Origin of the sequence: Leptospira yanagawae serovar Saopaulo str. Sao Paulo = ATCC 700523, assembly GCF_000332475.2 — a bacterium.
In the GTDB taxonomy this organism is placed as follows: Bacteria; Spirochaetota; Leptospiria; order Leptospirales; family Leptospiraceae; genus Leptospira_A; species Leptospira_A yanagawae.
The window spans coordinates 220,666-233,117 of sequence record NZ_AOGX02000024.1 but is presented as its reverse complement, the minus strand read 5'-3'; the positions used below and the strand labels follow the sequence as shown (position 1 = coordinate 233,117).

The window sequence follows — 12,452 nt, the reverse complement described above, 5'->3', positions numbered from 1 at the left end:
TGTGTCGAATCCGAAAGCTTTGCTCCCAGGTTGGGAAGACTTAGAAATTTCAACACAGATTATCATTCGCGATGCAAAAGAACGAGGCATCAGTGTCGATGTGATTGATCGCAAAGAAAATTTTTTGCGTTTGAAACAAGGATCACATGTTGAGTTTGTAAAAGAAGCGAGTAAAACTAGGCTGGATAGTCTTATGACCTATCTAGTGATGGAAAATAAAATCGCATCCAAACTTGTGTTAAGTGAAAATGGTGTGAGGGTTCCCATCGGCAGAAATTATGGGGTTTTCGCCGATGCCATAGGAGATTATGCTTTTTTTCAAAATAAAAAAAAGGTGATCAAACCAGTCACAACCAATTTTGGAATTGGGATAGGGATCTCAAACCCAAACGATTCCTTGGAGTCATTTTCTTACTTTGTGAAGGAAGCCTTTTCTCATTCAAGTTCGATCATTATAGAAGAATTCATTGATGGGCCTGAATATCGTTTTCTGGTATTAGGTGATGAAGTAGTGGCTGTGTGCAATCGTGTTCCCGCAAACGTTGTGGGAGATGGGGTTCAAAGTATCGCTGAGTTGATTCAGGAAAAAAACAAAGACCCAAGAAGGGGTGAGGGCCATATCACTGCTTTGGAAAAAATCCAAATGACTGAGGTGGAACGTTTGGTTTTGTCTGGAATGGGTTATGATTTTTCCACGATCCCAAAAAAAGGAGAACAAGTTTTTTTACGAAAAAATTCCAATATCTCAACTGGTGGGGATTCCATTGACGTCACAGATGTTGTTCATCCTGAATATAAAACGATAGCGTTGCAAGCTGCAAAGGCTGCCAATGCAGTGATTTGTGGGATTGATATCATTTCCAGTGCGATAGCAGAAAAACCAAACCCAAATCGGTATGCGGTGCTTGAGATCAATTTCAATCCTGTTTTGTACATTCACGAATTTCCTTATTCAGGAAAACCGAGGGCAGTAGGGGATAAAATTTTAAATTTGTTAGGGTTTACTTAAATTTATTTTGAAGGTAGGAGATGATGTCGAGGGATTCATACATCCTCATATCACCATCTACTAAAAAAGGTACTTGCGAAATTCCACCTAACCGAATCACTTCGTCGCGACCAGGTGTTCCATTCCTTGCCTCTACCAAAATATAATCTTTTCCTTCCGTAAGGCCAAGTTTTTCTATGGTTTGCCTCACACGGTAACAATATGGACAAGAATCATATTGGTAGAGTTTAAACATACGGATTAACCTACTTTTTTTTTGAGTTCCCCAGATTGTGCCATTTGCACAGTGATGTCATGTCCACCCACAAATTCTCCATTGATGTAGAGCTGTGGAATGGTTGGCCAATTTGTGTATTCTTTGATTCCTTCCCGGACTTTCATATCAGATAATACGTTGAAAGATCCAAAGGGAATTCCTTGTTGTTTCAGCGTTGAGACAACACCCGCTGAAAATCCGCATTGTGGCATTTCAGGTGTTCCTTTCATAAAAAGAAACACCTTCTCTGATTTGATTAACGATTCAATTTTATCTTTTAACTCTTGTTCCATGGTTATTCACTCCTAGTTTCCAATGCTAAAGCATGGATTTCTTCTTTTAGTTCTTCTTTTAATGTTGCATACACCATTCGGTGTTGTTCGATGAGTCCCTTACCTTCAAAACCTTTGTATGTCACAACGGCTTTGATATGGACACCATCTCTGTAAGGATCTAAAATTTCTACTTTACACCCTGGTAATCCTTTTTCGATTTTCTTTTGGATTTCTGGAATGGTCATCCTATAGTTTGCCTCCCATCCACGAATGATGCGCTTTGATAAATGCAATGTATTCTTCAGGCACTTCCGGTAAAACAGAATTCTTTACGGAAGGCAAAGAAAGTAAGGTATCACTCCAGACTTTGAGTTTGGAAAAGCCACTCACCAAATCAAATTGATCGTCTTTCTGTTTTAAAAATTCAAGTCGCATAAAAAACGGTGCATAGGCTGTATCCACTAGGTGCATGGTTTCTCCTGCAAAGAATAATTTTCCATTCTTAGGCACAGGCAAAATGGATTCCAAAGTCTGAAATTTGGTAAGGATCTCTTGCTTTTTCTTCAATGCCTCATTTTCTTCCTTTGCCATTGTAAAACCATATTGATCAACAAGTAGCGCACTTGCAAATTCCGCCCAGGCTCTATGTTTTGCTTTATGAAGTGGGTCTTTGGGATGGAGGGATGGAAGGTTTGTTTCGTCTAGGTATTCGTTGATGACAGCTGATTCAAATAAAACATCTTCCCCGACAACGAGTACTGGCACCCTTCTAAAAGGAGAAATTTTTAAAAACCATTCGGGTTTATTTGCTAGATCAATGTATTTGATTTCATAATCTACCTTCTTTTCTAAAAGGTTGATCACAGATCTTTGCACATAAGGACAGAGTTTGAAACTTATCAGGGTCGGTTTTGTCATACTATTTAGACTCCTAATTATGGAGAAGAAAGGTCCATTTCTAGGGCATGGAGCCCTTTTTTGAATTCTGGGCCAAGTACTTCATAGACAGCTCGGTGTTGTTCCACGGTAGATTTGCCTTGGAATGAATCTGAACTCATTTTGATTCTAAAATGGGTTTCTTTGGAATCCTTAGTCATTCCAGGGTGGCCGGCATGTTCTAATGATACATCTAATACAAGCAGTTCTTTAGGCAGAAATGTCTCTCGTAATATAGTTTCCATACGAACTTTTCTAGTTTGTTTAGTTTCTAATTCCATAACCAATTTTCATTAACCTAACATTGAGTAAAAAGAGTAATACTGAGAGGATTAAGATAAACCCTAAAGAAAAAAATAAATTCACATCGGAGATTCCAATGAAACCATAACGGAAAAGATTTACCATATAAAGGATTGGATTTAAATATGAGATGGTTTGCCAGAATTCAGGAAGATTTTTTACAGAATAAAACACTCCACCCAGATAGGTGAGAGGAGTTAAAATGAATGTAGGGATAATTGTCACATCATCAAACTTTTTGGCAAACAAAGCATTAAAAAATCCACCTAAAGAAAAGAGGATCGAAGTTAAAATCACTGTGATGAAAATAATAAATGGATGTTGGAACTGTAGGTTTGTGAAAAACAAAGAAGTGAGTGTTACCAAAATTCCAACAAAAAGACCTCTGACAACTCCACCAAAACTATAACCTAACACAATGGTGTATGGAGAAGTTGGTGATACTAAAAGTTCTTCTATGTTTTTCTGGAATTTACTAGAAAAAAAGGAAGAAACTACATTGTTATAAGAATTTGTGATGACACTCATCATAATAAGACCTGGGACAATAAACTCAATGTAAGTGAAATTCCCAATTTTTCCGATTTGGCGTCCAACAAGTTCCCCAAAAATTAAAAAGTATAGTGCCATGGTGATCACTGGTGGGATCAGAGTTTGTACCCAAATGCGGATGATACGTATCCATTCTCTTCTGATAATCGTTTGTAAAGCAGTTAGATTTTTTTTCCACATAATCAATGTTTTCCTGTTAGTGATAAAAACAATTCTTCTAGTCGATTTGATTTGTTTCGGAGGCTCAAAACATCCATTTTATGTTTTGTAAGCTCTGCAAACAAAAGATTCACCGAAGTATTTTTGTCCAATTGTACTTCTAAACTATGGTCATCCAACCAAATCCATTGAAAAGTTTTAGAATTGGGTTTCGTTTTGTATGATTTTTTTAAATCAATGATAAACGTTTCTTTGTCCAATCTTTGTAATAATTTCTTCATGGAAGTGTTTTCGATGATTTCACCCTTATCAATGATGGCTATATTTTTACAAAGGGATTCTGCTTCTTCCAGGTAGTGGGTTGTAAGGATGATAGTTTTTCCTTCTTTGTTTAATTCTTTTAGAAATTCCCACATAGACCTTCTGATTTCAATGTCAACACCTGCTGTTGGTTCGTCCAAGATCAGAAGTTTTGGATCGTGAATGAGAGCTCTCGCAATCATTAACCTTCGTTTCATACCACCACTCAAAGTTCCCGCTGCAGATTTACGTTTGTCATAGAGTGATAATTTATCCAAATAATACTTTACTCGTTCTTTTGCGTCCTTTAGAGGTATGCCGTAAAATCCAGCTTGGTTGATTAGAATTTGTTCCACTGCTTCAAAGATTCCAAAATTAAATTCTTGTGGAACAATTCCCAAAAATGTTTTGGCTAAGTTTGGATTTTCATCAATGTTCACACCGAAGATTTTGACTTTCCCACCTGTTTTGTTTACAAGGGAACTAAGGATTCCAATGGTTGTGGATTTGCCAGCTCCGTTTGGACCTAAGAGAGCAAAAAAATCACCGGCTTCTACTTTTAAATCAATGGAACGAAGTGCGTTGACGCCATTTTTGTAGGTTTTTTCGAGTCCTTCTAATTGGATTGCATATGATGTCATTTATTTTCCTACCATTTTTCTTGTTAGGTGGTGTGTTGGGTATTTGTGTTGTTTCCTAAGTTCTTGTCTCAGTTTTTTTTGAGTTTCTTCTGGTAAACTTACTATGTCTTTACATTCTAGAGAACAACAACCAAGAAGGGATTCGGAACAGGACTCACATTGAACAATGAGAACATGGCATCCTAAATTAGCACAATTAGTATGCCTGTCAGATGGTTTTCCACAAGTATAACAAACGGTAAGAATATCATCTGTGATCCTTTCGCCCAATCGGTCATCAAAAACAAAGTTTTTGCCTTTGAATTTGGATTTGAGTCCATGGTCTGAGATCTCTTTGGCATAATTGATGATCCCACCGCGCAATTGGTGAACCTTTTCAAAACCTTTGTATTTTAAGTAGGCACTTGCTTTTTCGCAGCGAATTCCACCAGTGCAATAGAGAAGGATTTTTTTATCTTTGTCATTTTCTAATATTTTTTCCACGAGTGGAAGTTCTTCGCGGAAGGTTCCGACATCAGGTAAAATTGCATTTTCGAAATGGCCTACTTCTGATTCGTAATTATTACGAAGGTCCACAACAATCACACCTTCTTCTTCCAATGTTTTGTGAAATTCAAGAGGAGATAGATGTGTTCCAACATCGGAGGGGTCGAATTTTGAATCATCCAATCCATCGGCTACGATTTTTCTACGCACTTTGATTGCCAGTTTGATAAAACTTTCTTTTTTGTCTTCCACGGCATCATTGAAGTAGATACCTTTTAATTCGGGGATGGTATCAACAAAATTGCGTAGACTTTCATAGTTTTCCACTGGTATGGAAAATTGTGCATTGATGCCTTCGTTTGCTAAATAAATTCTACCTAAAATCCCTAAGTCATCAAACGTATCATACAAACGATTTCGAAATTCGATTGGATCATCGATTTTTACATACCGATAAAAAGAAATCACTCGCCTTTCGCGTTTGTCTGCGTTTACTTTTTTTATCAGTGTATCTTTATCATATCGATTGAATAAAAACTTTTTCATGATTTTCCTTCTTTTAATTTTTGTTCCCGAACTTTTCGAAACGCATTCCTTGTAATTTCTGAAATGGCAGGATGGATGTAGATCATACCTAAATAATCATCGAGTTTTGCATTTAAATACATTCCCATCACGATTTGGTGGATGAGGTTTGCAGCCTCATCACCGATGATATGGGCGCCAAGTACCCTTTCTGATTCTTTGGATACAAGAACCTTCACAAAACCAGATTCCGATAAACGCGCCATGCCCGTCGCGCTTGCCCGGTATGGGTTGATGCCTTTGTAATAAGGAATCTTTTCTTTGATCAGATCCTCTTCTGTTTTACCAACACTTGCAATTTGAGGGGAAGTGAAAATCGCTTCCGGCATCGGTGGGTATTCGATGGGTCCTTTTCGATTTTCCCCATATAAATGTTCGAAAAGGTATTCTCCTTCAAAGTTGGCACTATGACGAAAAAAATACCTACCGATCACATCTCCAAAGGCATAAACTCCCGGTTCATTGGTTTGTAAGGTTTCGTCAACAAGGATAAATCCATTTGAATTACATTTGATTTTCGTGTTTTCTAAGTGTAAGTCTTCTGTATTTGGAGTGATTCCTGTAGCGATGAGTAATTGTTCTGCTTCCAATTGATGTTCTTTCCCATCTTGATTTTTGACAAGAACTTGAAATTTGTTATTTTGGAAGGTTACGGAGGAAAAGGTTAATCCTGTGTGAATGGGAAACGGGAGGTGGGTCTTTAATTCATTTTTAATATCAATGTCAGCATGTGTGAGCACTTCGCCTCGAGTTAACCCGATGACTTCACATCCATAAGCTGAATATGCAGCACCTAATTCTAGTGAGATGAAGCCTGCTCCAATGATGAGAAGTGATTTTGGAAATGTTTTTGGTGAAAGAGCTTCTCTTGATGTCCAAAAGGGAGTTTCTAATAACCCTGGAATTTTTGGTAATTTTGGTCTTGTGCCAGTAACAACAAATATGTGTTTGGCGGTATAATCATTTTCACCATCTGTAATGATTTTCGGTGCTTTAAACCAAACCTTTTTTGGATAATAATCAATATTGGGATTTTTGTCATATGCCACGGGTATGGAATCTGAATCTAATTTTACCGTTTCATTTACCCTTTGGAAGATTGAACTTACATCAAAGTTAGGTTTGTCTTTCCATTGGATTCCAAATCGTTCGGATTCTTCCCCCAATCGAAGTAGTTCCGAAGGATAAATTACCATTTTGGATGGGATACAACCTCGGTTGAGGCAAGTTCCCCCAGGAGTTTCCTTTTCGAACACGGCGACTCGTTTGCCAATTTGGGAGGGAGGAGTGACAAGTTTTGTCCCGGCACCTGCCCCAATCACCAAGATGTCATATTCCATCATAATGGTTCCAGCCTCACAATTAGCCTAATTCTGTAAATGAAGCTATCTTTGTTTTGGCAATTTTAGAAATTGATTTTTTCCCTTTGGGCTTCCCGAAAAGGCCTTATGGGAGTGGGATTTCTCCTTCTACAAATGGATTTTTGATTTTTTGGATTCGTTCCACAATTTCATTTTTGCGAATTTCAAAGCTATCGGGTGGGTCTAGTTTGTGCCAGGTCAAGTAGAGTTCTCGTTTTCCTTTCGGGATTGGGATTTGGTAACGCCATTCCATGTAAAAATAGATACGAGCGATATCCCCTCTGATTTCTGGTTTTGGTTCTGCGATTGAATCTTTGAAGTTCACTTCAAAATCGCAGGAACCATAAGCCCTGGCTTCACCTTCGATCTCGCCAAAGGGATAGATGCCCCGATCTGCATTGATTTCCCCTGGGACGGGGACAATATTGTGTAAGTCTGCTTCGATGAGATTGAATTCAGGATCGGTGGCAGTACAACATTTTCTACCTTTGAGGATTTTTGATTTCACTTCACAGTTTGCTCTCGTCCAACATTCACGATTTTTCCCAAAACTATGTGCGGGAACGATGTGTTCCCATTCAATCCAAGTTTGGCGTTTTGAATCTCTTCTCGCCTCCAAACCACATGACTCGTGTTTGATTTTAAATCGACCAAGTTCTTCATCATCTTTTTCAAATTCACATCCGCAATAAAAATCCTTTCCAACTTGTTTGTAAAAGCGTTTTAACACTCGTTTGGCTTTGTGAAAGTCGGTGATTCGATTTTTGTCAATTGTTTCCCTTTCTTGATTTTGTGAAAAGGTAGCAATCGCTAAAAATAGGACTGAAACTAAAATGAATGAGATGAATAAGGTTCGCAAAAGAAAAATCCTCTAATACAGAAAAGGTAACAAATACATTCCCATATTACAGAGAAAAGCAATTGTCCAAATCGTTGAACGAAGATAAGAGTAATCGGCGATATAAAAAAAGATATAGAAAAAACGAAGGGAAATAAAACTAAACGCTAAAATTTCTACAAAGTATAAGTCAGTTTTGAGAACCATATTGAGTAAAATACCGATGGCAAAGATTGGAAACGCCTCAAATCCATTCAGGTGTGCAGCATAGGCTCTCGCCCCCCAACCGGTTAGTTTGGATTGTTGCATACTTGGGTGGTGGTTGTCGTACCCTTTTTCTTGGCGTGCCATCGCAAGAGCAACAAAGGCTTTTGCAAAATAAATTTGGAAAATGGAAACCAACATTGTGATGATGAGTAACGTCATAACCGAAACGATATGAGATGATTCCCTATTTGTAAAATGAAAATTTTACCAACGGTCTCTTAGTTTTCGTAACGTTAAAAATACCGAACGGTCATCTGTGATTGTTTCACCTAATTCTGTTAGTCGGTTCTTTAAGGATATGGAATCACGCCTAAAAAAAGGACTGAGTTGCCTTTCCCATCCAATTGTAGATATAAGATGGTCTTTCCTTGTTTTTTGAAATGTTTCTCGAAATGTATGGTTTGGTTCTACATGGGCTGCAAATGCCAAATTGTTTTCCCAATAATCATGACCTGGATAGAGAAGGCATGAATCCGGAAGATTTACGTACTTTGATTCCATCGTATCATACAAAACATTTGCATCCCCACCTCGGAAACAATTTCCGACACCGGCATTGAACAAGGTATCTCCTGAAAAAATCCCTAATACGGTTTTGGGATTTTTATGAACAAAACTTAGATGTGAAAAGGTATGGCCAGGTGTATCCCAAACTTCAATGGATTCCCCTTCCACAGAGAAACAAATATCTCCTTCTTCTAAAGTTTTGTCGAGGCCTGGGATTTTCCCTTTTGCATTTTTATGTCCATACACAAGGCATTTGGTTTCTTCTTTTAACTCTAAATTCCCTTCTGTATGGTCCCTATGTTCATGGGTATTGAAGATTCCTTTTAATTTTAATCCAAATTTTTTGATATGGGTGATGATCAGAGGTGCGTTATACGGATCAACACAATACACTTCACCGGTTCTTTGGGAGTAAATCAGATAACTGTAATTGCGAAGGGGAGAGTTTGTAAAAATGGGAAGGACTTCAATCATAAGGATTTTATCCTTCCCGTTTTCTTAGTAGAGGATTCGAGTGCGAATCGAATGTTTATGGGCTTTGATTTTGTTTTTCAATTCATCACCCAAGTTTTTATCGATTTCCATGCTTAAGTAACCAATATTAGATGATGTACTTAAGTTTTGAGTTAGGATATTTCCCCCCATATCGGAAATGATGGAGTTGATATCTCGAAGGAAACCCGGTTGGTTTTGGTGGATATTCAAAATACGGTGGTAACCAGACTTCAAACTACCAAGTTCAATATTGGGAAAGTTAACAGAAAACGTAGTGGATCCATTGTTAATGAATTTTAAAAGTTTTTCAGCAACTTCTGTTCCAATGTTTTTTTGAGCTTCTTCTGTGGAACCACCTATATGAGGTGTGAGGATCACATTGGGAAGACCTTGCAGAGGACTGAGAAATGGATCATCATTGGATTTTGGTTCCTCAGGAAAAACGTCCACACCGGCACCAGCAATTTTACCGGACTTAATTCCTTCCACAAGTGCATCAATTTCCAATACCTTACCACGAGATAAATTCAGGACATAGGCACCATTTTTTAGGAGGTTCAAGTGTTCTTTCCGGAATAGATTTTTGGTTTCATCCGTTTCAGGAACATGGAAGGAGATAAAATCGGACTGTTTTAATAGGTCTTCGTAACTTGGGGCAGCCGTAGCATTGCCCAAAGGTAATTTGGAGATGATATCGTAGAACACCACTCGCATCCCCATGGATTCAGCAAGTACTGATACTTGGGTTCCGATATGACCATATCCGATGATACCCAATGTTTTGCCTCTGACTTCAAAACATCCTTTTGCAATTTTATTCCATTTGCCTAGATGGACATCTCTCGATTGGTCGGATGCCTTACGTGCAAGCATAATGATTTCAGCAATCACAAGTTCGGCGACTGACCTTGTATTGCTATAAGGAGCATTGAAAACAGGGACTGCTTTTTTCTCTGCTTCTTCCAATTCTACTTGGTTGGTTCCAATGCAGAAACATCCGATTGTCATTAATTTTTTCGCGTGTTCCAGAGCTTTCTTTGAGACATTGGTTTTACTACGGATTCCGAGGACATGGACATCACCAATTTTGGCAACGAGTTCGTCTTCTTCCATTGCATCCTTGACGAGAGTCACATCAAAACCATCTCGGTGGAAAAGTTCGTAAGCATCCTTGTGGATGTTTTCCAGAAGTAGGACTTTTATTTTTCCTTTGGGATAAGATACCATAGGAACAGGATTTTTTCCTTTGCCAAACCTTGCATCTCGAAAAAGGTTGGGTGTATCATGGAAAGAATCTTCTCTTTGACCCGAATTTCCTCCATTTTCCTCCTTTTTTTGGCCCTCGTTTCCTGTTCTGGAACAAAGGCCTTTGTCGTGACCCCGGAACCGACTTTGGAGCAACAAACGGCAATTTCAAAAGACATTTGTATGCAAAAATACCTTTGGGTATTTCCAGGAAAAAGGCCTTGTGTTTACTTCAAAGCAGAAAGGGACAATGGCACTGGTGCTGTAACGTATTTTCTCCTTTATGAAATTGGGACTTTTGATGTGGACATTCCAATCGGAGTTTCACTTAAGTTAGGTGATACCTGGTACAACCTTAAAAAAACAAACACTGATTATTCGGACACGATCGTTGTGACTTCTGCACTTACCCAAGAGATATTACCAAAAATTGGGGAAAACCAAAGTATCACAATCAGTTACACAAACAGAAAGGAAACCATCAATTACCAATTGTCAAGTAGCCAAACTGCAGCATTTCAGACAAATTTGTCGAAACTCATTCGTGTGATTGAATCCGAACCTAAATTGAATATCAACAAACGATAAGCTTTTTTTACCGTGGAATTTACATTCTTTCAAATTCCGCGGAAAGATTCACTTCGCTCGTAGTAATCTTTCAGAAAGGCAATCCATTTCAAAATCAAAAAACCTCTCCGTAATCATTTGGTTGGGAGAGGTCTTTTGTTCATGTCATAAGATTTGATGGGAAATTATTCAGGTCTCATCAGTGGGAATAGAATTGTATCACGGATGGAATGAGAATCTGTCAGTAACATCACAAGTCGATCAATTCCAATCCCAAGACCACCGGTTGGAGGTAAACCATATTCTAATGCACGGATGTAATCATCGTCCATCATAAAGGCTTCATCATCCCCAGCTTCCCTTTGTTTCACTTGTTCTTCAAAACGTTCCCTTTGGTCAAATGGATCGTTTAACTCAGTAAAGGCGTTTCCGATCTCACGTCCTGCGACATAGGGTTCAAATCGTTCCACGTATTTTGGATCGTCTTCCCTGGATTTTGCAAGAGGGGATAGTTCCTTTGGAAAATCAGTGATAAAGATTGGTTGGATGAGATGAGGTTCTACGAGAGAACTAAAAACATCATCACATACTTTCCAAATGGAAACAGAATCAGATGAATCCACACCTTTGGTTTTTGCCTTTTCAATAGCTTCTTTGACATCAGTCATTTGGCTAAAATCGATTCCGGAATATTCTTTGATAATATCGATGTATTTCACACGTTTCCATGGAGGAGTGAGGTCAATTTGGTCTTTTCCATATGCAAACTTCAATCCTTTGCCAATGGCACTGGCTACGGAAACAATCATCCTTTCTGTAAGTGATAACATTGTCTCCATATCACCAAACGCCATATAGGCTTCCATCATCGTAAATTCTGGATTGTGTTTTGTGGAGATTCCTTCATTTCGAAAGTTTCGATTTAGCTCAAACACTCGGTCCATTCCACCTACAATGAGGCGTTTCAGATAGAGTTCTGGAGCAATTCGTAAAAAAAGTTCCATATCAAGTGTGTTGTGGTGGGTCACAAAAGGCCTTGCGGCAGCACCACCTGCGATGGGTTGCATCATCGGAGTTTCTACTTCCAAAAAACCTTCATTCGTTAAAAACTTACGAATTTCAGAAATGATCCGTGAACGCATCTTAAATGTTTCACGAACGTTTTCATTTACAACGAGGTCTACATATCGCATCCGATATCTTTGTTCAACATCTGAAAATGCATCATAAACAACACCGTCTTTTTCTTTGACTACGGGAAGGGGTCGGATACATTTAGCAAGCAATTGAACGTTCGTTAAGTGGAGTGTGGTCTCTCCTTTCTGTGTTTGGAAAAGCCAACCTTCAATTCCAATCCAATCGCCGAGGTCAAGAGATTTGAAAACTGAGTAATTTTCTTCTCCCAAGTCATCACGAGTTGCATACAATTGGATGAGACCTTCTGCATCTTTTAAATGTGCAAAACTTGCTTTCCCCATCACACGTTTGGCATGCAAACGGCCACCAAGTTTAAACGATTTTTTTTCAGCATTGTTTGGATCAAAACTTTCGAGGAGTTGTTTTGAATTAGAATCTGGAAAAAAACGGAGAGGGTATGGATTGATTCCTTTTGTTTTTAAATCGTTTATTTTTTGAATTCGTTGTTCTATGAGTTCGTTTGAATCTTTGAT

At 38.4% G+C, this 12,452-nt stretch carries 16 protein-coding genes; 2 read left to right on the top strand and 14 right to left on the bottom strand.

The window, feature by feature from the left end:
- Window position 1 precedes the first annotated feature (1 nt).
- Entirely contained in the window at window positions 2–1,009 is a 1,008-nt protein-coding gene (gene gshAB, locus LEP1GSC202_RS12740) for a bifunctional glutamate--cysteine ligase GshA/glutathione synthetase GshB (RefSeq protein WP_015678188.1), read from the top strand.
- Here gshAB and LEP1GSC202_RS12735 read toward each other — a convergent pair.
- The 13 genes from LEP1GSC202_RS12735 to serA all read right to left on the bottom strand — a co-directional run bounded on the left by LEP1GSC202_RS12735 (window position 1,002) and on the right by serA (window position 10,197).
- Window positions 1,002–1,244: a glutathione S-transferase N-terminal domain-containing protein gene (locus LEP1GSC202_RS12735; protein ID WP_015678379.1), complete on the bottom strand. Its 243-nt coding sequence runs from the start codon at window positions 1,242–1,244 to the stop codon at window positions 1,002–1,004. The two genes, gshAB and LEP1GSC202_RS12735, sit on opposite strands and share 8 nt — an antisense overlap.
- A gap of 5 nt (window positions 1,245–1,249) precedes the next feature.
- Complete coding sequence (gene grxD, locus LEP1GSC202_RS12730) at window positions 1,250–1,558, bottom strand: Grx4 family monothiol glutaredoxin (protein WP_015678202.1); 309 nt, start codon at window positions 1,556–1,558, stop codon at window positions 1,250–1,252.
- 2 nt (window positions 1,559–1,560) lie between these two features.
- Window positions 1,561–1,785: a BolA/IbaG family iron-sulfur metabolism protein gene (locus LEP1GSC202_RS12725; protein WP_015678128.1), complete on the bottom strand. Its 225-nt coding sequence runs from the start codon at window positions 1,783–1,785 to the stop codon at window positions 1,561–1,563.
- 1 nt (window position 1,786) lies between these two features.
- Window positions 1,787–2,458, bottom strand: a complete 672-nt coding sequence (locus tag LEP1GSC202_RS12720; protein WP_015678009.1) for a glutathione S-transferase family protein — start codon at window positions 2,456–2,458, stop codon at window positions 1,787–1,789.
- Window positions 2,459–2,475: 17 nt separating this feature from the next.
- Complete coding sequence (locus tag LEP1GSC202_RS12715) at window positions 2,476–2,757, bottom strand: BolA family protein (RefSeq protein WP_039928989.1); 282 nt, start codon at window positions 2,755–2,757, stop codon at window positions 2,476–2,478.
- A complete protein-coding gene (locus LEP1GSC202_RS12710; protein WP_015678378.1) occupies window positions 2,741–3,511 on the bottom strand; it encodes an ABC transporter permease in 771 nt (256 codons plus the stop codon). The genes LEP1GSC202_RS12715 and LEP1GSC202_RS12710 overlap by 17 nt, the downstream gene beginning before the upstream one ends.
- A 2-nt stretch (window positions 3,512–3,513) precedes the next feature.
- Window positions 3,514–4,431 (bottom strand): ABC transporter ATP-binding protein, encoded by a 918-nt coding sequence (locus LEP1GSC202_RS12705; RefSeq protein WP_015678290.1) that lies wholly within the window; start codon window positions 4,429–4,431, stop codon window positions 3,514–3,516.
- Window positions 4,432–5,463 (bottom strand): oxygen-dependent tRNA uridine(34) hydroxylase TrhO, encoded by a 1,032-nt coding sequence (gene trhO, locus LEP1GSC202_RS12700; protein WP_015678313.1) that lies wholly within the window; start codon window positions 5,461–5,463, stop codon window positions 4,432–4,434.
- On the bottom strand, window positions 5,460–6,845 hold the full coding sequence (locus tag LEP1GSC202_RS12695; RefSeq protein WP_039928988.1) for a dihydrolipoyl dehydrogenase: 1,386 nt from the start codon (window positions 6,843–6,845) through the stop codon (window positions 5,460–5,462). The genes trhO and LEP1GSC202_RS12695 overlap by 4 nt, the downstream gene beginning before the upstream one ends.
- A 103-nt stretch (window positions 6,846–6,948) precedes the next feature.
- Entirely contained in the window at window positions 6,949–7,722 is a 774-nt protein-coding gene (locus LEP1GSC202_RS12690; RefSeq protein WP_015678161.1) for an endonuclease, read from the bottom strand.
- A 12-nt stretch (window positions 7,723–7,734) separates the two neighbouring features.
- Window positions 7,735–8,127 (bottom strand): MAPEG family protein, encoded by a 393-nt coding sequence (locus LEP1GSC202_RS12685; protein WP_015678284.1) that lies wholly within the window; start codon window positions 8,125–8,127, stop codon window positions 7,735–7,737.
- A gap of 45 nt (window positions 8,128–8,172) precedes the next feature.
- Entirely contained in the window at window positions 8,173–8,949 is a 777-nt protein-coding gene (locus LEP1GSC202_RS12680) for an MBL fold metallo-hydrolase (protein ID WP_015678209.1), read from the bottom strand.
- A 24-nt stretch (window positions 8,950–8,973) separates the two neighbouring features.
- On the bottom strand, window positions 8,974–10,197 hold the full coding sequence (serA, locus tag LEP1GSC202_RS12675; protein ID WP_015678094.1) for a phosphoglycerate dehydrogenase: 1,224 nt from the start codon (window positions 10,195–10,197) through the stop codon (window positions 8,974–8,976).
- Between the two features lie 57 nt (window positions 10,198–10,254).
- On the opposite strand from serA, the gene LEP1GSC202_RS12670 reads away from it, so the two are divergent.
- Window positions 10,255–10,803, top strand: coding sequence for a hypothetical protein (locus tag LEP1GSC202_RS12670; RefSeq protein WP_039928986.1), 549 nt, complete (start codon window positions 10,255–10,257; stop codon window positions 10,801–10,803).
- Between the two features lie 164 nt (window positions 10,804–10,967).
- Here LEP1GSC202_RS12670 and lysS read toward each other — a convergent pair whose 3' ends face one another.
- On the bottom strand, window positions 10,968–12,452 hold the full coding sequence (gene lysS, locus LEP1GSC202_RS12665; RefSeq protein WP_208597408.1) for a lysine--tRNA ligase: 1,485 nt from the start codon (window positions 12,450–12,452) through the stop codon (window positions 10,968–10,970).

Excerpts from the sequence above, each read along its gene's own strand:
- LEP1GSC202_RS12735 (WP_015678379.1), bottom strand. The coding sequence starts at position 1,244 with ATGTTTAAACTCTACCAATATGATTCTTGTCCATATTGTTACCGTGTG.
- grxD (WP_015678202.1), bottom strand. The coding sequence starts at position 1,558 with ATGGAACAAGAGTTAAAAGATAAAATTGAATCGTTAATCAAATCAGAG.
- LEP1GSC202_RS12725 (WP_015678128.1), bottom strand. The coding sequence starts at position 1,785 with ATGACCATTCCAGAAATCCAAAAGAAAATCGAAAAAGGATTACCAGGG.
- LEP1GSC202_RS12720 (WP_015678009.1), bottom strand. The coding sequence starts at position 2,458 with ATGACAAAACCGACCCTGATAAGTTTCAAACTCTGTCCTTATGTGCAA.
- LEP1GSC202_RS12715 (WP_039928989.1), bottom strand. The coding sequence starts at position 2,757 with ATGGAATTAGAAACTAAACAAACTAGAAAAGTTCGTATGGAAACTATA.
- LEP1GSC202_RS12710 (WP_015678378.1), bottom strand. The coding sequence starts at position 3,511 with ATGTGGAAAAAAAATCTAACTGCTTTACAAACGATTATCAGAAGAGAA.
- LEP1GSC202_RS12705 (WP_015678290.1), bottom strand. The coding sequence starts at position 4,431 with ATGACATCATATGCAATCCAATTAGAAGGACTCGAAAAAACCTACAAA.
- trhO (WP_015678313.1), bottom strand. The coding sequence starts at position 5,463 with ATGAAAAAGTTTTTATTCAATCGATATGATAAAGATACACTGATAAAA.
- LEP1GSC202_RS12695 (WP_039928988.1), bottom strand. The coding sequence starts at position 6,845 with ATGATGGAATATGACATCTTGGTGATTGGGGCAGGTGCCGGGACAAAA.
- LEP1GSC202_RS12685 (WP_015678284.1), bottom strand. The coding sequence starts at position 8,127 with ATGACGTTACTCATCATCACAATGTTGGTTTCCATTTTCCAAATTTAT.
- LEP1GSC202_RS12680 (WP_015678209.1), bottom strand. The coding sequence starts at position 8,949 with ATGATTGAAGTCCTTCCCATTTTTACAAACTCTCCCCTTCGCAATTAC.
- serA (WP_015678094.1), bottom strand. The coding sequence starts at position 10,197 with ATGGTATCTTATCCCAAAGGAAAAATAAAAGTCCTACTTCTGGAAAAC.
- LEP1GSC202_RS12670 (WP_039928986.1), top strand. The coding sequence starts at position 10,255 with ATGGAAAGAATCTTCTCTTTGACCCGAATTTCCTCCATTTTCCTCCTT.